The organism is Streptomyces sp. CNP082, from assembly GCF_059570535.1.
Genome location: NZ_JCANSZ010000002.1, coordinates 157,434 through 177,323, shown reverse-complemented (window position 1 = coordinate 177,323; position 19,890 = coordinate 157,434). Strand labels below are relative to the sequence as shown.

Genomic DNA, 19,890 nt, shown 5'->3' with positions numbered 1-19,890 from the left:
CCCGTTACCGGCAGCCGTCCGTTACAAATACAGGCCCGTGGAGTCCTGTGAGCCCTCCAGCCGCTCCGAGGCGACCGCGTGCAGGTCGCGCTCGCGCAGCAGCACGTAGCCCACGCCCCGCACCTCGACCTCGCCGCGGTCCTCCGGGTCGAAGAGCACCCGGTCGCCGGGCTCGACCGTCCGCACGTTCTGCCCGGTGGCCACCACCTCCGCCCAGGTCAGCCGGCGGCCCACGGCCGCGGTCGCGGGGATGACGATGCCGCCGCTGGACCGGCGTTCCCCCTCCGCGGCGTCGGTGCGGACGAGGACCCGGTCGTGGAGCATCCGGATGGGCAGCTTGTCGTGGGACGTATTCACGGACTCGACGGTACCCGCGTCGCTAGCGCCGCCGCCGCCTGGCCCGGCTCTTCCCCGGCCGGCGCGACCCCGCCGCCAGCAGCCCGGCGACGGCCACGACGGCGAGCGCGACCGGCACGATGCGCTCCAGCCGGGGGGCGCCGTCGGGCGAGACGAGCACGCCGCGGGCGCTGTCGACCGCGCGGTTCGCGACCACGAACGCCTGGCCCGCGGTGCGGTCCACCGCGCCCTTCGTCCGCGCCTTCGCCTCGTCCACCAGGTTCTTGGGGCTCACCCGCAGCGAGATCTCGTCGAGCGTCGCGGCGAGAGCCTGCCGCCGGCGGGCGATGTCCGCCTCGATCTGCGCGGGAGTCCTGCCGTCCGACACCGCGGTGCCTCCGTCCTCGCCGTCCGTCTGCTGGTCGCCAGTCTGTCAGCCGTTACCCTCGGGTGCGACATCCGCCCCGCACCGAGGAGTAGGGAAAAGCACATGAGCGAGCGACTCCAGCCCGGCGACACGGCCCCCGGCTTCACCCTGCCCGACGCGGATGGCAAGGACGTGTCCCTCGCCGACCACCGGGGCCGCAAGGTCATCGTCTACTTCTACCCGGCCGCGCTCACCCCGGGCTGCACCAAGCAGGCGTGCGACTTCACCGACAACCTCGACCTGCTCGCCGGCGCCGGCTACGACGTCATCGGCGTCTCGCCCGACAAGCCGGCGAAGCTGGCGAAGTTCCGGGAGAAGGAGTCGCTGCGGGTGACGCTCGTGGGCGACCCCGACAAGGCGGTGCTGGAGGCGTACGGCGCGTACGGCGAGAAGAAGCTCTACGGAAAGACGGTGACCGGCGTCATCCGCTCCACCGTCGTCGTGGGCGAGGACGGCAAGGTGGCGCGGGCGCTGTACAACGTCAAGGCCACCGGTCATGTCGCGAAGCTCCTCAAGGATCTCGACGTCACGCAGTCCGCGTGAGGTAGCCGGAGACCACCAGGTTGCCGGTGTAGCCCCGGGCTTTCGACTCGTACGCGCCGCCGCAGGTGAGCAGGCGGATCTCGGCCCGGCCGGGCCGGTGCTGCCCGTAGACGCGGCGGGCGTCGAAGTCGTCCTTGGCGACGGTCTCCACCCGCTCCACGGTGAACACCGCCGTCCGCCCGTCCGCGCGCGTGACCGTGACCTCCTCGCCGGGGCGCACGTCGCCCAGGCGGTAGAACACCGCCGGCTTGGCGCGGGTGTCCATGTGCCCGACGAAGACCGCGACGCCCGCCGCGCCGGGCTGCGCGCCGCCGCGGTACCAGCCGATCTCGTCCGCGTTGCCGAACGGCGGCGCCGCCACCGCGCCGTCCCCGTCGAGACCCTGGCCGGTCACCGGGCCCTGGACCCCCACCGACGGCACCGCGACCCCCGCGGGCACGGCGCCCGGCAGCGGACGGGCCGTCGGCGGCCCGTGGCGCAGCACCTGCGCGGCCGAGGCGCCGTCGGGGAGCGCGTCGCTCTCGTCGCCGCCCAGGTCGCGGCCCCAGAGCCCCAGGCCCAGCAGGAGCACGGCCCAGGCGGCTGCGGTGATCAGGCTGGGGCGGCGGCCGGTGCGCTCAGCGGCCATCGGGAGGGCCGGCCGCGGTTGTGGTGCCGGTGCGGCGGCGCAGGGCGGTGAGGGCGAGGACGGCTGCGCCGCCGCCGACGAGGGCGAGGGGCAGCGCGGGCACGGAGCTTTTCTCCGCCTGCTGCCCCTGCTGCGCTTGCGCGGGCTGCGTCCCCTTCGGCGCCCGTGCCTTCTTCGCCGTACCGCCGCCGCCCGCGGTCACCGGCGACCAGGGCTGACGGTGCCAACTGTTCTTCCAGTGGTCCGGACGGTGGTGCGGCTCCTCCACCACCACCCGGCCGCGCGCCACCCGCCGGCCGGGGTCGCAGTCGACCCGCACCGCGTACGTGCCGGGCCGCGCGGACCACTTGATCTTCCCCCGCCCGGTGAGCCCGCCGTAGTTCTCCGGCCGCATCTTCACCGGCGCCTCGAACACCTTGGAGTGCGCCGAGGCGAAGTCGCCCCGGCAGGCGCCGGTGCTCACCTGGACCGGATCGCCGCGCTGCACGCGGTACGGGGTCACGGTCACCTCGCCGTGCGCGTACGCGTCGGGGGCGCAGGAGGAGGCGGCGGCGCCGCCCGTCAGCAGGAGAACGGCGGCGAGGCAGACACGGACCGGGCGCATGGAACCTCCGGGAGCTCTCACTCCCAGGGTCGCGACGCGGCGCGCCCCCGCATCCGTACGGCGGCGGCACTGCGCCGATCCGGTTGCCGCCCACCCGAACGGCGGGCGGCGCGGCTCGGCTCAGATCAGCTCGGCTCAGATCAGCTCGACGAGGTCGGCGATCGAGTCGACGATGTGCGAGGGCCGGTACGGGAAGCGCTCCACCTGGTCCGCCCGGGTGAGCCCGGTCAGCACCAGATACGTCTCCATGCCCGCCTCGAGACCGGCCAGCACGTCGGTGTCCATCCGGTCGCCGATCATCGCGGTCGACTCGGAGTGGGCGCCGATCTGGTTGAGCCCGGCGCGCATCATCAGCGGGTTGGGCTTGCCGACGAAGTACGGCTCCTTGCCGGTCGCCTTGGTGATGAGCGCGGCGACGGCACCGGTCGCGGGCAGCGGACCCTCGGTCGACGGGCCGGTCTGGTCCGGGTTGGTGGCGATGAAGCGGGCGCCGTTCTCGATGAGCCGGATGGCCTTCGTCAGCGCCTCGAAGCTGTACGTGCGGGTCTCGCCGAGGACGACGTAGTCGGGGCGGTGGTCGCTGAGGACGTAGCCCTGGTCGTGCAGGGCGGTGGTGAGCCCGGCCTCGCCGATGACGTACGCGGTGCCGCCGGGGCGCTGGTCGTCGAGGAACTTGGCGGTGGCGAGGGCGGAGGTCCAGATGTTCTGCACCGGCACGTTGAGCCCGATGCGGGAGAGCCGGGCGTGCAGGTCGCCGGGGGTGTACATGGAGTTGTTGGTGAGCACGAGGAAGGGCTTGCCGGAGTCGCGCAGCCCCTTGATGAAGGCGTCGGCGCCGCGGATCGGGATGCCTTCGTGCATGAGCACCCCGTCCATGTCCGTCAGCCAGGACTCGACCGGCCTGCGCTCCGCCATCTGCTCTCTCCAACCGGTGCCTCGGGGACCTGGCCACCAGCCTAGACGCAGGAGCGGCGGGGCGGTCGGGGGCGGTGGGAGAAGGGGGAGGGACGGGTGGGTGGAGGGCGGATGGGTGGCCTGTGCGGGTGGGTCAGGGGGGGAGCCCGATGGGGGTACGGGGGCGCAGCCTCCGGCTGGGGTCAGGGGCGGGGCCGGGTGGGGGTGCGGGGGCGGAGCCCCCGGGCGGGGTCTTGGGGGCGGAGCCCCCAAGTTTCGGGAAGGGGCGGGACTGGGGCATCCCTCCCTCACCCCGGACCCGGGCCGGCACACGACCGGGAGGCCCTGCGCACGTCGCGCGGCGCGGCCGGGTGGTCCCGTCGCGTGGGTGCGGGGCGCGGGGTGTGGCGGTGGGTGGTTGCGGGGTCAGTGGTTGGACGGGGTGCGGCGGAGGCGGCGGCTGGTCAGGAGGAGGGCGGTGCCGAGGAGGAGCGAGCCGGCCGCCCCGGCCGCCGCCGCGGGGGTTGCCCGCGAGCCCGTCGCCGCGAGGCTCTCCGGCATCGGGGCGGTGCCGGGGAGCCGGGGCGGGGCCTGCGGGACGTCGTCGGGCCACTGCGGTACGGCGCTGTCCTTCGGCGCCGGTGGTGTGCCGGGCGCTTCCGGCGGCACAGGTGTGCCCGGCGTCTCCGGTGTCTCCGGCTCCTTCGGCCCCACTGTCCCCTCTAGCCCTTCCAGCCCCTCCGGCTCCTCCGGTGTCTCCGGCGCCTCCCGTGCCGGCGGGGTGGCCGGCGTTCCCGGGGTTGCCCGGCTGCCCGGCGACTCCGACGCCCCCGGTGCTCCCGGCGTACTGCTCTCCGCCGGGGTGTCCGGCGTCGCCGGACCTCCGCTCTCCCCGGCGCCGGGCGGCTCCGCCGGCCGCCGCCCCGGGCGTTCCGGCGCCGTTCTCTCCCGCGGCTGCGTCTCTCGCGGCCGCGTCTCCCGCGGCTGTGCGGGGCGCTCCGTCGCGTCCTCCCGCTCCTCCCGCTCCCGCTCCTCCCGCTCCCGCTCCTCCCGCTCCCGCTCCTCCCGCTCCCGCTCCTCCCGCTCCCGCTCCTCCTCCCGCGTCCCGCCGCAGCACCGCCGCCCCCGCTCGACGCCGATCTCGTAGTCCTTCGACTGCCCCACCCACTCCCCGTCGTCCCCGCGCCGCTGCACCGTGGTCACGTTCACGGTCACCCGCCCCTGCGGGGCGCCCTTCGCGAAGCCGACCCGTACCGGCACCTCCCGGCTCTCTCCCGCCGCCAGCCCGAAGCCGCGGAAGCCGCCCGCGAACACCCCGGCGCTCTCGCCCGCGCCGGTCCGCTCGAAGGCCACCGACCGCCAGCGCCGCGCCGCCGCGTCGTAGAACTCCAGCCGGATGTCGCCCGGCCGGAGCCGCCCGCCGGCCTCGTGACCGAGTACGGCCACGGGGTGCACGTCGCGGCAGCGCCCGTCCGAGGCGTTGTGCAACCGCAGTGTCAGGGCGCCCCGGGCGCCGCCCGCCCGGAGTGCGCCGCCGTCGCCGTGCAGCTCCGTCCGCACGGGGAAGCGCCGGGACCCGGGGTCGCCGCAGCGCGGCGCGAGCGCGCGGCCGGGCGGCGGCTCTCCCGTCACGGCAGACGCCGCGGCGCCGGCCGAGACGGCGCCGCCCGAGGCGGGGGCGGCGGGTGCGACAGGTGAGAGGACGAGGGCTGCGGCGGCGGACATGAGGGCGAGTGCGGAGCGCGGTCCCATGCTCGCGACCGTGCCACGGCCTCCGTGCCGGCGATCGGCGAGGCGGCTCCGAACGGCGCAAGGCCCGCGCGCAGAACGCCCGTCCGGCGGAACCGGCCCGTACGGCGCCTGCCGGTCACCACCCGCCCGCCCCCGCCCCGCCGTGGCCCGTGTGGTTGAGTGACGGCCATGGATGGCACCCCTGGCACCCCCCTGCGCGTCGGTCTCTTCGGCTACGGACTCGCCGGGGCCGTCTTCCACGCCCCGCTCGTCGCGGCCACGGACGGGCTCGTCCTCGACACCGTCGTCACCGGCGACCCCGAGCGGCAGCGGCAGGTGCGTGCCGCGTACCCGGGCGCCACCGCCGTCGCCACCGCCGACGACCTCCTCGCCCGCGCCGACCGCCTCGACCTCGCCGTCGTCGCCTCCCCCAACCGCACCCACGTGCCGCTGGCCACCGCCGCGCTGGAGGCCGGGCTGCCGGTCGTCGTGGACAAGCCGCTGGCCGCCACCGCCGCCGAGACCGACGAGCTGGCCGCCCTCGCCGACGCCCGCGGGCTGCTGCTCTCCGCCTTCCACAACCGCCGCTGGGACAACGACTTCCGTACGCTCGCCGCACTGCTCGCCGACGGCGCCCTCGGCGACGTCCACCGCTTCGAGTCCCGCTTCGAGCGCTGGCGCCCCGCGCTGCGCGGCGGCTGGCGCGACTCGGCCGACCCGGCGGACGCCGGCGGGCTGCTGTACGACCTGGGCAGCCACCTCGTGGACCAGGCGCTGACCCTCTTCGGCCCGGTGACCTCCGTCTACGCCGAGTCCGCCGCGCGGCGGGCGGGCTCGCAGGTGGACGACGACGACTTCGTCGCGCTGGAGCATGCCGGGGGAGTCCGCTCGCACCTGTGGATGACCGCGATGGCCCCGCAGCTCGGGCCGCGCTTCCGGGTGCTCGGCAACCGCGCCGGGTACGTGAAGTACGGGCTCGACCCGCAGGAGGCGGCGCTGCGCGACGGCCGCCGCCCCGGGGACGGCGCGGGCGGGACCTGGGGCGCGGAGCCGGACGACGCCTGGGGCCGCCTCGGTGCCGGGGAATCCCCGCTCACCGGCGGCGGCGAGCCGGTCCCCACCCTCCCCGGCGACTACCCCGCGTACTACGCCGGCATCGCCGAGGCCCTGCGCACCGGCACGCCCCCGCCCGTCACCGCCGCCGAGGCCGCGGCGACGCTGCGGGTGCTCGAGGCGGCCCGCCGCTCGGCGGCGGAGGGCCGGGTCGTACGGCTCACGGAGGGTGACTGAGCACGCCGGGGGAGCCGGTATGATTGACAACGTCGTCCGAGACGGCACCTGCGCCGCTAGCTCAGTTGGTCAGAGCAGCTGACTCTTAATCAGCGGGTCCGGGGTTCGAGTCCCTGGCGGCGCACACATCCCGAAGAGCCCGGGCCGGTGTACACCGGCCCGGGCTCTTCGCCTGTCTGCGCTAGCCGAGCCGGTACGTACCGGCCGCGACCGCCTCGCGCACGGCCGCGGCCGTCGCCTCGGGCGGCTGGCCGCCGGTGTCCAGCGCGTGGGTCTCGTACGGGCCGAGGTCGGCGAACTCCCGGTGCATCGCCCGTACGGGCCCGGGGTCGGTCAGCGCGTCGGGGCCGGTGCGGGCGGTGGCGCGGGCCAGGGTCGTCTGCTCGTCGGGGCGGAGGACGACGTAGTGCAGGGGGACGCCGGCGGCGCGGGCGGCGGCGCGGTAGGCGTCGACGAACCAGGGGCCGACGACGCCGTCGAGTACGACGCGGTAGCCTCCGGCGGCGTACCGGGCGGCGGCACCGGCGGCGACGGCGACGACGGTCTCGTTCTGGCGCTGCGCGGCGGGGAGGTAGGGAGCGATGCCGCCGCGGGTGATGAAGGCCCAGAAGTCGTCGGTGTGGAGGTGGACGCCGGGGTCGTGCTCCCGGGCGAGTAGACGGGCGACGGTGGTCTTGCCGGCACCGGGCGGGCCGCTGAGGACGAGGACGTCCCCGTGGCCGCCGACGGCGGTGTCCGGGGTCTTCTCCTCTCCGGGGCCCTCGAACGCCACCACCCGGTCGCACCGGCCCCGCGATGCCTTCACCACGTCCGCGTTGGGCGCGTCGTTCGCGTCTATCCAGGCGCGGGAGGCGGCTGCCGTACGGCCGAAGCCCACGTGCCGCGCCATCAGCCGCGCGTCGCGCACCGCGTCGGGGGCGTCCACGTACCAGACCTGCGCCATCAGCTCCCGCGCCGTGCGCCAGCCCGGCAGGTCGCAGGCGAGGTAGTTGCCCTCGGTGACGATCAGCCGGGTGCCGGGCGGGACGTGGTGCCGGGCGGCGACGGGCTCGTCCAGCGCGCGGTCGAAGTCCGGTACGTACACCTCCGCGCCGGGCTCCTCCGCCAGCCGGCGCAGCAGCGCCGCGTAGCCGCCGGCGTCGAAGCTCGGCTCGGAGCCCTTGCGGTCGCGCAGGCCGAGGCGGTCGAGCTGGGCGTTGGAGAGGTGGAAGCCGTCGAGCGGCACATACGCGGCGGCGCCGTCCCCGTGCCGTGCGCGCAGCGCGGCGACGAGCGCGCGGGCCAGCGTCGACTTCCCGGCCCCCGGCGCCCCCGCGAGCCCCAGCACGGCCCGGCGGCCCCCGCGAAGGAGCGCCCACGCCTCGTCGGCCAGCAGATCGGTACGCATTGCCGCACCCTACGACGCGACGGCCCCCGCGGGACGGCCGGGCCCAACACGCCGTATCCGGGCCGTGATCCGGGGCCGGGTAACATGCCGGGCGAGCGGCGGTGGCGCAATGGCTGACGCAGCAGACTTAGGATCTGTGGCCCCTGACAGGGCTTGAGGGTTCGAATCCCTCCCGCCGCACGCGTGTCCGCTGCGCGGGGCGCGGCGGGTGGGGCGGCGCCGTGGTACGGGGCTACGCGGTGCCCGCGGCGCGGGGCAGGGGTGAAGTGGGCGGACCGCCCGGGGTGTTTTGGGTGGGAGGGCCCGGGGCCGTCGTCGCCGCCGCGCGGCGAAGCCCGGCGGCGGGCGGGATCGGTGGCGGAAGGCGCCGGTGTCCGCGTGTCCGTGCGGCGGGTGGGGCGGCGCCGTGGGGCGCGGCGCCTGCGGCGCGGGCGCGGGGTCTGAAGCGGGCTGCGCGGTGCCTGCTGTGCGGAGTGCCGGGCGAGGGCGGGCCCGGGCGGTCCACGCCGCCGGCACCGGGCCTGCGCGGCCCCGCGGTGCGATCCGCGGCCTCGTCTCGCGGTGTCCGCGGGCTCGTTCCGGCGGTTCCCGCAGCCGCGTCCCCCGGCCCTCGCGGAGCGGTCCCCCGGCCCTCGCGGAGCGGTCCCGCGGCGCCCGCGGGCCCGGTCCGGCGGTCCTTGCTTTCCCTCCCCGGCCCCGCGGAGCGGTCCCGCGGCACACCCCCTACAGCGACAGCGCCAGCAGGAGGCTGCCCGCCTCGGTGTTCAGTCTGTCCGCCGCCGCGCGGAGGCGGTGCGTCTGGTGGGCCGGGAGCGACAGCGCCACGCAGCCCACCTTGCGGCCCGCCGTGAGGGGGACCGCCGCGCAGACCGTGCCCACCGCGTACTCCCCCAGGTCCAGGGTCGGGACCGTGGCCACCTGGCGGTCCAGCGCCGCCAGCACCGCCTTCTCGCTGGTGATCGTGCGGGACGTCAGGCGGGCCGCGCGGTGGCGGGAGAGGTGTTCGCGGCGGGCGTCGTGGTCCAGCTGGGTCAGCAGGCACTTGCCCAGCGCCGTCGCGTGCGCCGCCGAGCGGAAGTCCACCCACTCGTTCACCCGCGGCGTCCCCGGCGCGTCCGCGACCTGGGTGACGCGGACCTCCCCGTCCTCGTAGCGGCCCAGATAGATCGCCGCCCGCGTCGCCTTCCGCAGCTCGTTCATCCCCCGCTGCAGCTTGTCGTGGACCGCCCGCGTGCGGCTCTCGCCCGCGCTGAGCAGCGCCACGGCCTCGCCGATCGTGTACGAGCCGTCCTCCAGCCGCTCCACGTAGCGCTGCTTGCGCAGCGTCAGCAGCAGGTGCGCCAAGTGCCCCGGCGGCAGGCCGGTCTCGCGGGCGAGCCTGGCGACGGGCACCCCCTCGCGGTGCCGGGCGGCGGACTCCAGGACGCGGAAGGCGTGCTGTACGGAGTGGAAGGGCGCCGCGGGTCCGTCCGTCGGCTCGGGTCGCCGGCCCGGGGGCTGGTCCCCCGGAGGCGGGCGCAGGACCGCCACGTGGTCTCCCTGACAGGTCTTCCGGGCTTCCCCCGACAGCCGCCCGTAGTCGGGCCGTCACCCACCATAGCGGGCCAACGCTCCGCCGCCCCCCGTACGTTCATACGCCGGCGGGCGCCCTCCGGTTTCGGAGGGCGCCCGCCCGATGGCCGTCGGCGCCGGCGTACGGCGTCGGCCGCGCCGTCAGAGGATCGCGTTCAGGAACTGCTGCGTCCGCTCGTGCTCCGGCTCGCTGAAGATCTTCTCCGGCGGCCCGGACTCGATGATCTTTCCGGCGTCGAACATCAGCACGTCGTCGGAGATGTCCCGCGCGAAGTTCATCTCGTGGGTGACGCACAGCATCGTGATGTCCGTCGTCCGCGCGATGTCCCGCAGCAGGTCCAGCACGCCCGCCACCAGCTCCGGGTCCAGCGCCGAGGTGACCTCGTCCAGCAGCAGTATCTGCGGTCGCATCGCCAGCGCGCGGGCGATCGCCACGCGCTGCTGCTGGCCGCCGGAGAGCTGGCTCGGGTACTTGTCGATGTGCTCGGTGAGCCCCACCAGCTCCAGCAGCTCCCGCGCCCGGGTCTCCGCCTCCTCCTTGCCCAGGCCCAGCACGTGCACCGGGGCCTCGGTGATGTTCCGCATCACCTTCATGTTCGGGAAGAGGTTGAACTGCTGGAACACCATGCCGATGTTCTTGCGCACCTCGCGGACGTGGTTCTCGCCCGCCGGCTCCAGCTTGCCGCCCCGCTCCTCGTGGAAGAGGTAGTCGCCGCTGACCTTGATGGTGCCGCTGTCCGGCTTCACCAGGGTCATCAGCAGCCGCAGGATCGTGGTCTTGCCGGAGCCGGAGGGTCCGATGAGCGTCACGTGCTTGCCCGACGAGACGTCGAAGCACAGGTTGTCCAGGACGACGTTGTCGCCGAACCGCTTGGTGACGTTGTCGAAGCGGATCAGCTCGCTGCCGTCCACGGGCGGGTTCTCGGGGGTGGGGTCAGTCGTTGACAAGGCGACGCTCCAGGACTCGGATCAGAAGGGAAGCGGGGTAGGCGATCACGATGAACGCCACGCCTACGACGGTGATGGCCTCGGTGGTGAAGGTCTCGTTGCTGAACATCCGGGCCTCGCCGAGCATGTCCAGCGCGCCGATGACCGCGATCATCGGCGAGTCCTTGAGCATCGCGACCACGTAGTTGCCCAGCGCGGGCACCACCCGGCGGATGGCCTGCGGCAGGATCACGGACGTCCAGGTCCGGCCGCGCGACAGGCTCAGCGCCTTCGACGCCTCCCACTGGCCGACCGGCACGCCGTCGATGCCCGCGCGGTACACCTCGGCGGTGTACGTCGAGTAGTGCAGGCCCAGGCCGACGATGCCGGTGGTGAGCGGAGACATGGACGGGCCCCACTCGGGGACCACGTAGAACAGGAAGAACAACTGCACCAGCAGCGGGGTGTTCCGGATGAACTCGGTGACCGCGGTCACCGGCCAGCGGACCCACCGCTGCGGCGCGCGCTGCGCCATGGCCCAGACCAGGCCCAGCGCGAAGGCGATCAGCGTGCCGAGGGCCAGGGCCTGGAGCGTGACGAGCACGCCGTCCCAGAACCGCGGCATGAACTCGTCGACGACATCCCAGTCGAACGTCATCCCACACCTCCGGCGGCTTGGGCGCTCGCCTGCACGGCCTCGCCGCGGCCGGAGAGCTTACGGGTGAAGAGACCGCTCTTCTTCTCCGGAGCCCGGCCCACCCCCGCTTTGGCCCGGCGCTCCAGCATCCGCATGAGGCGGGTGAGGATGAACGCGAGAACGAAGTACAGCACCAGCAGCAGCGTGTAGATCGGCGCGCTCTCGTTCTTCGCCAGCCGCAGCAGGTTCCCGGCGAACGTCATGTCGGCGACGGCGATGACCGACACCAGCGACGTGCCCTTCAACAGCTCGATCAGCAGGTTGTTGAACGGCGGGATCATCTCGGGCCACGCCTGCGGCAGCTCTATACGGCGCAGCCGCTGCATGCGGGTGAAGCTGAGCGCGATGCCCGCCTCCCGCTGCGCCGCGGGCACCGCCGCCAGCGCGCCGCGCACGATCTCGGAGCCGTACGCGCCGTAGGTCAGGCCGAGCGCCAGGGTGCCGGACCACAGCGGCACGAACTGCCAGCCGAGCATCAGCGGCACCGCGAAGGCCATCCAGAACATGAAGATCAGCGCGGACATGCCGCGGAAGATCTCGAAGTACGTGCCGGCCAGGAACCGCACGATCCAGAACCGCGAGGTCCGCAGCGTGCCGACGACGAACGCCACGACGGCGGCCAGCACCGTGCTGTAGACCAGCACCTGGATCGTGACCCAGATGCCCGGGAGGAACCACTCCCGGAAGAACTCCCAGCTCATCATCAGGGGCACAGCTCCTTCACCGTCATGTCCGTCATCTCGTTCTCGGTGAAGCCGAAGGGCTTGACGAGACGGAGCAGCTCGCCGCTCTCCTTGAGCTTGTGCAGCTCCGCGTTGAAGGCGTCGCGCAGGTTCTTCTCCGAGAGCCGGAAGGCGAAGCCGCCGGCGCCGTACTGCGGCTCGCCGTCGACCATCGGCTGGAAGGGCTCGGACGACTCGGCCCGCTTGGAGCCCTTGACCGCGTTCTGGACGGTGACGTTGGTGCCGGCGAAGGCGTCCACGCGGCCCTGCTCGACCGCTTCGAGCCCCGCCACCTGGTCCGGCAGGACCAGGACCTCCTTCACGCCGTTGGCCTTGGCGTAGTCGATCTCGGCGTACGCGGTGCCGCTCGCGAGCTTCAGACCCTGCTCGGAGATGTCCTTGTAGCCCCTGATGTTGTGGGGATTGCCCTTCTTGACAATGAACGCGTCCAACATCAGATAGTCGGGGTCGGCAAAGAGTACCTGCGCACATCTGTCCGCGTTGATGTACATTCCCGCGGACACGACGTCGAACAGCGCCACCTTCAGGCCGGGGATCAGCGCCCCGAACTCCACGGGCACCGGTTCGATCTTCGGGATCCCCAGCCTCTTGAACACCACCTCGGCGATGGCGGGTGCCTCGCCGACCGCGTCGCCGTCCTCGTTGATATAGCCGAAGGGCACCTCGCCGGCGATGCCGACCTTGACGACACCCCGGTCCCGAAGCTGTTCGAGCAGGTCACCCCCTTCGACGGTGCCCTCCGCCTCGGCGGTCCGGCTGCAGCCGGCGGCGCCGCCGACCGCGCCGGCCGCGCCGGCGGCGGCGGCCGATGCGAGCAGCGTGCGGCGCCTCAGCCCGCCCGGCCCGCTTCTCGTCTTGTTCTCACCACGTAGAACCATGGGCGCGCGGCTACCCGTCCCCGCCGAAGTTATGCGGGTCGGTTCCGGCCGGTGATCCTCCCGTTATCGTGGGATACACCGAACGAGGGAGTGGTACATGTCTGCACGATTTGTCGAAGTCTCTCTGGCCAAGCGGGGCGTCCGCTGCACGGCGAAGCTCCTCGACGACAGAGCGCCCGTGACCTGTGCCGCGGTCTGGAACGCGCTCCCGCTCGGCGGCGACGTCTACCACGCGAAGTACGCCCGCAACGAGATCTACGCCCTGCTCCCCGCGTTCGCGCCCGCCGAGCCGCCGCTGGAGAACCCGACGGTCACCCCCATCCCCGGGGACCTGTGCTACTTCAGTTTCACCGACACCGTGCTCGGCACCGCCAGCTACGGCTACGAGGTGGACGCCAAGCACCAGGGCCGTGCGAGCGTCGTCGACCTCGCGCTCTTCTACGAGCGGAACAACCTGCTCATCAACGGCGACGCCGGCTGGGTCCCCGGCATCGTGTGGGGCTCGGTCGTCGAGGGGCTGGAGGAGATGGCCGCCGCCTGCCAGGACCTGTGGCGCGGCGGCGCGCTCGGCGAGACCCTCAACTTCCGCCGGCTCTGACGCCCGGCCGCGCTGCGGGCCGTGGCCTGCGGCCCGCAGCGCGGCAGGTCAGCCGGCGGGTGAGCCGGCAGATGGGACGGCAGATGGGACGGCAGATGGGACGGCGGTTCAGCCGGCGGGCGGCTCCGGCGGCCGGATGCCGTCCGCGATCCCCGACTCGTACAGCGCCTGCGCCGTGCGCAGCACCAGCGTGTCCCGGTGCCGCGCCGCGACGATCTGCAATCCCACCGGCAGCCCCGCCCCGTCCACCCCGCAGGGCAGGCTGACGGCCGGCTGCTGCGTGAGGTTGAAGGGGTACGTGAACGGGGTCCACCCGGTCCACCGGGTGTGGCCCGAGTCCTTCGGCACCTCCGCGCCCGCCTCGAACGCCGTGATCGGCACGGTCGGGGTGACCAGCACGTCGTACGTCTGGTGGAAGCGCCCCATCGACTGCCCGAGCGCCATCCGTACGTCCACCGCGGTCAGGTAGTCCAGCGCGCTGTACCGCTCGCCCTGCGCCACGATCTCCGCAAGGCCCGGGTCCAGCAGCTCGCGGGCCGCGGGACCGTAGGGCTGCACCACCCGCGCGGCGCCGCTGTACCACAGCGTGTGGAACGCCTCCTGGCACGGCGCGAGCCCCTCGCACAGCAGCGGGTCGGCCTCCTCCACGTACGCGCCGAGGTCGGAGAGCCGCTCCACCGCGGCCCGCACCACCGCGGCCACCTGCCGGTCGACGGCCACCTCTCCGCCGAACGACGCGCTGTACGCCACCCGCAGCCCCCGCAGGCTCTCGGCCGCCCCGTCCAGGGCGTCGACGAAGCCGCCCGCGGGCGGGCCGAGCTGCGACCAGTCCCGCGGGTCCGCGCCGCTGACCACGTCCATCAGCAGCGCCGTGTCCCGGACGTCCCGCGTCATCGGGCCGACGTGCGCCAGCGTGCCGAACGGGCTCGCCGGATACAGCGGCACCCGCCCGTACGTGGCCTTCAGCGCGACGATCCCGCAGAACGCCGCGGGGATCCGCACCGAGCCGCCGCCGTCGGTGCCCAGGCTCAGCGGCCCCGCGCCCAGCGCCACCGCCGCGGCGCTCCCGCCGCTGGAGCCGCCGGCGGTGCGCCCCGTGTCGTACGGGTTGACGGTGGCCCCGCTCAGCGGGCTGTCCGTGGTGCCCTTCCAGCCGAACTCCGGCGTCGTGGTCTTGCCGAGGAACACCGCCCCGTGCTCGCGCAGCCGCGCCACCGACGGGGCGTCCTCGTCCCACTCGCGGTCCGGGCTGACCAGCCGGGAGCCGCGCAGCGTGGGGGTGCCGCGCTGCAGGATCATGTCCTTGACGGTCACCGGCACGCCGTCGAGCAGCCCGGCGGGCTCCCCGCGCTGCCAGCGGCGCGCGGACGCCTCCGCGCGGGCGAGCGCCGCGTCCCGTACGCCCTCGTCGAGGGTGACGAAGGCGTTGGTCAGCTCCTGTGCCCGGGCCGCGCGCGCGAGTGCCGCGCGGGTGGCCTCCACGGGCGACAGCTCGCCCGAGCGGTAGCCGCGCAGCAGCTCCACCGCCGTGAGATCCGCCGGATCCGTACTCCCCGCCATCCACCCGCCTCCTCGGTCGTCCGTCCGTCACCTTCTCCGCCGGCTCGCCGCCGGGTACTGCGCCGGCACTCCGCCGGTGTTCCTGCCGGCGTTCAGCCGGCATTCTGCCGGTTTACGTCACCGTACGTAGCCGAGCTGCTTGTCCACGACGTTGAACAGCGGCCGGCCCGCCTCCCACAGGTCGAACAGCTCCAGGAACTGGTCCGACAGATCCCCGCGCCAGCCGACCGTGTCGCCGCTCATGTGCGGCGAGACGAACAGCCCCGGCACCTGCCACAGCGGGTCCTGAGGCCCCAGCGGCTCGGTCTCGAAGACGTCCAGGGCCGCCGCCGCGATCTCCTGCTGCTCCAGCGCCGCGACCAGCGCCGTGGTGTCGACCAGCGGACCCCGGCCGACGTTGATGAACCGGGCCCGGTCGGGCATCGCCGCGAACGCGTCGCTGCCGAACATCCCGCGGGTCTCCGGCGTCAGCGGCGCCGCGCAGACCACCCAATCGGCCTCCACCAGCAGCGCCGGCAGCTCCGCCTGCCCGCGTACGCCGTCGCGCGCGGTCCGGCCCACGAGCTCCGTACGCACCTCGAGGCACCCCAGCGTCTGCGCGATGGCCCGCCCGATCGGCCCCGCGCCCACCACCACCGCCCGGGTCCCCGCCAGCCGCAGCGTCTCGCGGTGGTGCCAGCGGCGCTGCCGCTGCCGCTCCCAGGTGCCGGTCAGGTCCTTGGCCATCGCCAGCACCAGCCCGGCCACGTACTCCGCGATGGGCTGGTCGAAGATCCCGCGGGCGTTGGTCAGCACCGTGTCCGAGGCGGCGAACTCGGGGGAGAGCACATGGTCGACGCCGGCGCTCGGCGTGTGCACCCACCGGGGCCGCGGGCCGGACCCGGGCCAGGCTCTGCGCACCGCGGGCGAGGTGAAGTCCCACACCAGCACCACGTCGGCGGAGGGCAGCAGCCCGGCGAGCCCGTCCTCGTCCGTGCTGATCACTTGGGCCCGTCCCCGGAGGCGGTCCAGGTCGGGCGGCGGATCGTCATCGAGGACGAGCACGCGGATATCGGACATAGGAAGGAAACCGTCCCGCAATGTGGCGCTGCTGCACTGGTCTCCGGTACCGCCGTGCGGTACCGGATGTAGCCTGATAGAGAAGGCGGAAAAACGTCGGAGATGCGAGGATTGACCACGCTAGGGGTGTGCCTCTACCTTCGTCAATAACCGCATCTGCACCTGCGTCCCGGTCGCTCACCGGCTGCTCCAGATGATTCACCTTCCCCCAGCCCTCCGTATGAACGGGGCATCCTCATGGACGTCTCTTTTCTGGGCGGACCACAGCCACAGCGTGGTGTCGGTGTCGTAGCCCCTTTTGATTTCGCCCTCGACCGCGAGCTCTGGCGCTGGGTGCCGGACGATGTCTCCCTGCACCTGACGCGTACCCCCTACGTCCCGGTCGAGGTCAGTCTCGACCTGGCCAGGCTCGTGAGCGAGCACCAGACCCTGCGGGAGGCGGTACGCGCCCTGACCGCCGTCTCGCCCGAGGTCATCGCCTACGGATGCGCGTCCGGCAGCTTCGCGGACGGCCGCATGGGCGAGCGCGCGATGACCGCCGCCATGTCGTCCGCCGCCGCCGTGCCGGCGCTGACGGCCTCCGGCGCCATGCTCGCGGCGCTGGACGAGATCGGCGCCCGCCGCGTCGCCATCGTCACGCCGTACACACCGTCCGTCACCGGAGCCCTGGAGGAGTTCCTCGAAGAGGGCGGCATTGAGGTCACGGGGCGGGCCAGCCTCGGCCTGACCCGGCACATCTGGCGGGTGCCGTACCGGGAAGTCGTCGATATGGCCCGGATCGCCGTGGCGGAGGGCTCCCCGGACGCACTTTTCATCAGCTGCACCAACCTCCCGACGTACGACGCCATCCCGCAGCTCGAAGCGGAGCTGCGGATGCCGGTGCTCTCGGCGAACCAGGTCCTGATCTGGGCCGCGCTGCAGCGCATCGGCAAGGAGGCCGTAGGCCCTTACCAGGCGCTGCTGGATCCCGCGGCGCGGCTCGGCTGGGCGTCGATGGCGCCGCCGGACGCCACGGTGCTCCCCGACGTCACGGTGCTGTCGGCGGAGCCGCCGGCCCGGCCGCCCGAGGTCCCGGCCCGGTCCGCGGACGTGCCCGCCCCGCCGCCGCCCGAGGCGGCGCTGGCCGGCTCGGCGCAGGCGCAGGAGGCCGACGCGGGGGACGTGTCGGAGCCGCTGTGGCCGGACGACCCGGGGCAGTGGCCGGCGTAGACCGGCGCGGACCACCGGAGTCCCGGCGCGGGGGAGGACCCGCGCCGGCAGACGCACGTTCACAGGACGGAGGCAGTGTGCAGCAGAACGTGAAGGCGACCGTCGGTTTCCTCTACCCCGGATACTCAGCCGAGGACGACTACCCGCGCATCCAGGAGATGCTCGGCGGCGACACCGCGCTGCCGCTCGTGCACACCGACATGGGCGAGGACGCGCACCGCGTGGACGCCCTGCTGGAGATGGGTTCCGCCGGCCGGCTGGCCGCGGGCGTGGGGGAGCTGAAGGCGCAGGGCGCGCAGGCGGTGGTCTGGGCGTGCACCAGCGCCAGCTTCGTCTACGGGCCCCAGGGCGCGGCGCAGCAGGTGGCCGAGCTGTCCGAGAACGCCGGGCTGCCCGCGTCCAGCACGTCGATCGCCTTCGCGCACGCGGTGGCGGAGCTGGGCGTGCACCGGGTGGCGGTGGCGGCGACGTACCCCGAGGACGTGGCGGAGCTGTTCACCGTGTTCCTCAAGGCGGCCGGCGCCGAGGTCACGTCGACCCGGGGCAGCGGCATCATCACCGCCGCCGAGGTGGGCACCTGGGGCCGCGACGAGGTGCTGCACCTGGCCCGCGCGGGCGACCACGAGGACGCCCAGGCGGTGCTGCTGCCGGACACGGCGCTGCACACGGCGGCGTACGTCGCGGAGCTGGAGGAGGCGCTCGGCAAGCCGGTGCTCACGGCGAACCAGGTCACGGTCTGGGAGGGCCTGCGGCTGCTCGGCCGCCGCGCGGTGCAGCCGTCGCTCGGGCGCCTCTTCGCCGAGCGGGACTGACCGGGCGCACGCGGGCGCACGCGGGCCTACGGGCCGGGCGTACGGGCCGTACGGCCCTTGCGCCTCCGGGACGTACGCGACGGCCGGAGGGAGCCGCCCTCCGGCCGTCCTACAGCAGCCGCTCCACCCGCTCTGCCGGCACGGCCCGGGAGTAGAACCAGCCCTGCGCCGTGTCGCAGCCGATCCGGCGCAGCCGCTCGGCCTGCTCGCCGCTCTCCACGCACTCCGCGGTGACGCTGATGCCCAGCCGGTGCGCCAGGTCGACCAGCGCCTCGACGATCGTCTCGTCGGCCGGACTCGGGTGCTCCGCGGAGCTGAAGCCCCGGACAAACGATCCGTCGAGCTTCAGCGCGGACACCGGCAGCCGGCTGAGGTACGCGAGGTTGGAGTAGCCGGTGCCGAAGTCGTCGATCGCGATGCCCACGCCCATCTCGCTCAGCTCCTGCAGCGCCTGCAGCGGCCGGCCCGCCGAGCCCATCACGGCCGACTCCGTCAGCTCCAACTGCAGCAGCCGCGGCGGCAGGCCCGTCTCCTGGAGGATCTGCGCGACGTCGGCGACCAGGTCGGAGTCCCACACCTGCCGCACGGCGACGTTGACGCTGACGAACACCGGGTCCCCGGGGCGCAGCCGGCGCCAGCCGGCCGCGCGGCGGCAGGCGGTGGCGAGCACCCAGCGGCCCAGCGGCACGATCGCGCCGTTCTCTTCAGCCAGTCCGATGAACCGATTCGGCGTCAGCGTGCCGAGCTTCGGGTGCTGCCAGCGCACCAGCGCCTCCACGCCGCGCACGCTGCCGTCGCCGAGGTCGATGAGCGGCTGGTAGTCGAGCGTGAACTCGTCGCGCTCGATGGCCGGGCGCAGCGTGGAGGACAGCGCCTGCCGGGTCATCCGGTGGGCGTTGCGCTCGGGGTCGAAGAGGGTCCAGCGGGCCTTGCCGTCGGCCTTCGCCCAATACAGCGTGGTGTCGGCGGCCTGCATCAGCGCCGTGGCCGTCTGCCCGCTGGCCGCGCGCTCGACGACGCCGATGCTCGCCGAGACCGCCAGCCGCTGCCCGGCGAGGTCGAACGGCTCCTGCAGCGCGTCGAGGAGCTGCTGCGCCAGCTCGCCGAGCTGCTCCGTACCGGCGGAGCGGGCCACCAGCACCGCGAACTCGTCGCCGCCGAGCCGGGCGACCGTGATGCCGTGCTTCTCGGCCTTGCCCGCCTCGGCGGTGCAGGCCACCAGCCGGCGGGCGACGGCGGCGAGCAGGCGGTCGCCCACCCGGTGGCCGAGGGTGTCGTTGACGGCCTTGAAGCCGTCGAGGTCGAGATAGGCGAGTCCGACGCGGCCGGGCGCACCCGGCGCCGGCGCCGCCCCCCGCGAGCGCGACCGCGAACCGCCCTGCGCGCGGCCACGGACCGCGGCGCCGTGCTCGGCCGTGGGCTCCTCGGCCTGCCGGGCCTCCTGAAGGGCACCGGTGAGCCGCTCGAAGAACAGCTCCCGGTTCGGCAGCCGGGTCACCGGGTCGTGCATCTTCAGATGGCGCAGCTTCGCGCGCAGCTCGCGCTGCTCGGTGACGTCCGTCAGCGACAGCAGCGCCCGCCCGCCGGACAGCGGCGTGAGGGTCATCTCGACCGACAGCGACCGCCCGCCCGCGTCCTTCATCCGCCGCGTACAGCGCAGCGAGGCACGCCTGCCCTGCAGCACGTCCACGAAGCCGGCCCAGCTCCACGGCTCCTCGCGCAGCCCGGTCAGCTCCGCGGCCGAGGCGCCGGCCAGCCCGCCCTCGCCGGCGCCGACCAGCTCCAGCATCCGGCTGTTCGCGGCCCGGACGAGCCCGTCGCCGCCCACGACGGCCATCGCGAGCTGTGCCCCGTCGAAGGCGGCGCGGAAGTCGTCCACGGGCGCGCCCGCGGGAAGGTGACGTTCCGTGACCGCCTGGAGTGAGGTCCCGGACCCGTAGCCCGGCCCTTCGAGAGATACGCTCACCGCTCGCTCCCGCCCGTGGGGACCGCTCG

20 protein-coding genes and 2 tRNA genes are annotated in these 19,890 nt (G+C 74.2%); 7 read left to right on the top strand and 15 right to left on the bottom strand.

Annotation, left to right across the window (positions count from 1 at the left end; translation table 11 throughout):
- Positions 1–21 precede the first annotated feature (21 nt).
- Positions 22–324 carry a GroES family chaperonin gene (locus B124_RS02320; protein ID WP_496501032.1) on the bottom strand — a complete coding sequence of 101 codons (303 nt, stop codon included), beginning with the start codon at positions 322–324 and terminating at the stop codon, positions 22–24.
- A 55-nt stretch (positions 325–379) separates the two neighbouring features.
- A complete protein-coding gene (locus B124_RS02315; RefSeq protein ID WP_496500895.1) occupies positions 380–724 on the bottom strand; it encodes a DUF3618 domain-containing protein in 345 nt (114 codons plus the stop codon).
- Between the two features lie 102 nt (positions 725–826).
- Here B124_RS02315 and bcp point away from each other — a divergent pair, with 102 nt between their 5' ends.
- The gene (gene bcp, locus B124_RS02310) at positions 827–1,306 is read left to right on the top strand and encodes a thioredoxin-dependent thiol peroxidase (protein ID WP_496500894.1); all 480 of its coding nucleotides are present in this window, start codon (positions 827–829) and stop codon (positions 1,304–1,306) included.
- On the opposite strand, the gene B124_RS02305 is transcribed toward bcp, so the two are convergent.
- The 4 genes from B124_RS02305 to B124_RS02290 all read right to left on the bottom strand — a co-directional run bounded on the left by B124_RS02305 (position 1,290) and on the right by B124_RS02290 (position 5,184).
- On the bottom strand, positions 1,290–1,934 hold the full coding sequence (locus B124_RS02305; protein ID WP_496500893.1) for a class F sortase: 645 nt from the start codon (positions 1,932–1,934) through the stop codon (positions 1,290–1,292). The two genes, bcp and B124_RS02305, sit on opposite strands and share 17 nt — an antisense overlap.
- Positions 1,924–2,538, bottom strand: a complete 615-nt coding sequence (locus B124_RS02300; RefSeq protein ID WP_496500892.1) for a hypothetical protein — start codon at positions 2,536–2,538, stop codon at positions 1,924–1,926. Before B124_RS02300 ends, B124_RS02305 begins: the two co-directional genes overlap by 11 nt.
- A gap of 135 nt (positions 2,539–2,673) precedes the next feature.
- Complete coding sequence (locus B124_RS02295; RefSeq protein WP_496500891.1) at positions 2,674–3,453, bottom strand: HAD-IIA family hydrolase; 780 nt, start codon at positions 3,451–3,453, stop codon at positions 2,674–2,676.
- Between the two features lie 405 nt (positions 3,454–3,858).
- Positions 3,859–5,184, bottom strand: coding sequence for a hypothetical protein (locus B124_RS02290; protein ID WP_496500890.1), 1,326 nt, complete (start codon positions 5,182–5,184; stop codon positions 3,859–3,861).
- A gap of 168 nt (positions 5,185–5,352) precedes the next feature.
- Between B124_RS02290 and B124_RS02285 the strand changes: the two genes are divergently transcribed.
- Both B124_RS02285 and B124_RS02280 read left to right on the top strand, forming a co-directional pair.
- On the top strand, positions 5,353–6,453 hold the full coding sequence (locus tag B124_RS02285) for a Gfo/Idh/MocA family oxidoreductase (RefSeq protein ID WP_496500889.1): 1,101 nt from the start codon (positions 5,353–5,355) through the stop codon (positions 6,451–6,453).
- A 50-nt stretch (positions 6,454–6,503) separates the two neighbouring features.
- Positions 6,504–6,577: transfer RNA gene (locus tag B124_RS02280), tRNA-Lys, on the top strand.
- A gap of 57 nt (positions 6,578–6,634) precedes the next feature.
- Here B124_RS02280 and B124_RS02275 read toward each other — a convergent pair.
- Positions 6,635–7,840, bottom strand: a complete 1,206-nt coding sequence (locus B124_RS02275) for a nucleoside/nucleotide kinase family protein (RefSeq protein WP_496500888.1) — start codon at positions 7,838–7,840, stop codon at positions 6,635–6,637.
- A 95-nt stretch (positions 7,841–7,935) separates the two neighbouring features.
- Between B124_RS02275 and B124_RS02270 the strand changes: the two genes are divergently transcribed.
- Positions 7,936–8,020: transfer RNA gene (locus tag B124_RS02270), tRNA-Leu, on the top strand.
- A gap of 543 nt (positions 8,021–8,563) precedes the next feature.
- Here B124_RS02270 and B124_RS02265 read toward each other — a convergent pair.
- From B124_RS02265 to ehuB, 5 genes are all read right to left on the bottom strand, one after another.
- Complete coding sequence (locus B124_RS02265; RefSeq protein ID WP_496500887.1) at positions 8,564–9,370, bottom strand: IclR family transcriptional regulator; 807 nt, start codon at positions 9,368–9,370, stop codon at positions 8,564–8,566.
- A 183-nt stretch (positions 9,371–9,553) separates the two neighbouring features.
- The gene (gene ehuA / locus B124_RS02260) at positions 9,554–10,324 is read right to left on the bottom strand and encodes an ectoine/hydroxyectoine ABC transporter ATP-binding protein EhuA (protein ID WP_496501031.1); all 771 of its coding nucleotides are present in this window, start codon (positions 10,322–10,324) and stop codon (positions 9,554–9,556) included.
- A 22-nt stretch (positions 10,325–10,346) separates the two neighbouring features.
- On the bottom strand, positions 10,347–10,997 hold the full coding sequence (ehuD, locus tag B124_RS02255; RefSeq protein ID WP_496500886.1) for an ectoine/hydroxyectoine ABC transporter permease subunit EhuD: 651 nt from the start codon (positions 10,995–10,997) through the stop codon (positions 10,347–10,349).
- Complete coding sequence (gene ehuC, locus B124_RS02250) at positions 10,994–11,740, bottom strand: ectoine/hydroxyectoine ABC transporter permease subunit EhuC (protein ID WP_496500885.1); 747 nt, start codon at positions 11,738–11,740, stop codon at positions 10,994–10,996. The genes ehuD and ehuC overlap by 4 nt, the downstream gene beginning before the upstream one ends.
- Positions 11,740–12,657 (bottom strand): ectoine/hydroxyectoine ABC transporter substrate-binding protein EhuB, encoded by a 918-nt coding sequence (gene ehuB, locus B124_RS02245; RefSeq protein ID WP_496500884.1) that lies wholly within the window; start codon positions 12,655–12,657, stop codon positions 11,740–11,742. Before ehuB ends, ehuC begins: the two co-directional genes overlap by 1 nt.
- Before the next feature lie 97 nt (positions 12,658–12,754).
- Here ehuB and B124_RS02240 point away from each other — a divergent pair, with 97 nt between their 5' ends.
- The gene (locus B124_RS02240; protein ID WP_496500883.1) at positions 12,755–13,255 is read left to right on the top strand and encodes a DUF3830 family protein; all 501 of its coding nucleotides are present in this window, start codon (positions 12,755–12,757) and stop codon (positions 13,253–13,255) included.
- A gap of 108 nt (positions 13,256–13,363) precedes the next feature.
- On the opposite strand, the gene B124_RS02235 is transcribed toward B124_RS02240, so the two are convergent.
- Both B124_RS02235 and B124_RS02230 read right to left on the bottom strand, forming a co-directional pair.
- Positions 13,364–14,815, bottom strand: a complete 1,452-nt coding sequence (locus tag B124_RS02235) for an amidase (RefSeq protein ID WP_496500882.1) — start codon at positions 14,813–14,815, stop codon at positions 13,364–13,366.
- A 117-nt stretch (positions 14,816–14,932) separates the two neighbouring features.
- Complete coding sequence (locus B124_RS02230; RefSeq protein ID WP_496500881.1) at positions 14,933–15,874, bottom strand: D-2-hydroxyacid dehydrogenase; 942 nt, start codon at positions 15,872–15,874, stop codon at positions 14,933–14,935.
- A gap of 237 nt (positions 15,875–16,111) precedes the next feature.
- Here B124_RS02230 and B124_RS02225 point away from each other — a divergent pair, with 237 nt between their 5' ends.
- Positions 16,112–17,083, top strand: a complete 972-nt coding sequence (locus B124_RS02225; protein WP_496500880.1) for a maleate cis-trans isomerase family protein — start codon at positions 16,112–16,114, stop codon at positions 17,081–17,083.
- Between the two features lie 77 nt (positions 17,084–17,160).
- Entirely contained in the window at positions 17,161–17,895 is a 735-nt protein-coding gene (locus B124_RS02220; protein ID WP_496500879.1) for a maleate cis-trans isomerase family protein, read from the top strand.
- A 109-nt stretch (positions 17,896–18,004) separates the two neighbouring features.
- Here B124_RS02220 and B124_RS02215 read toward each other — a convergent pair whose 3' ends face one another.
- Positions 18,005–19,774, bottom strand: coding sequence for a putative bifunctional diguanylate cyclase/phosphodiesterase (locus B124_RS02215; protein WP_496501030.1), 1,770 nt, complete (start codon positions 19,772–19,774; stop codon positions 18,005–18,007).
- Positions 19,775–19,890 lie beyond the last annotated feature (116 nt).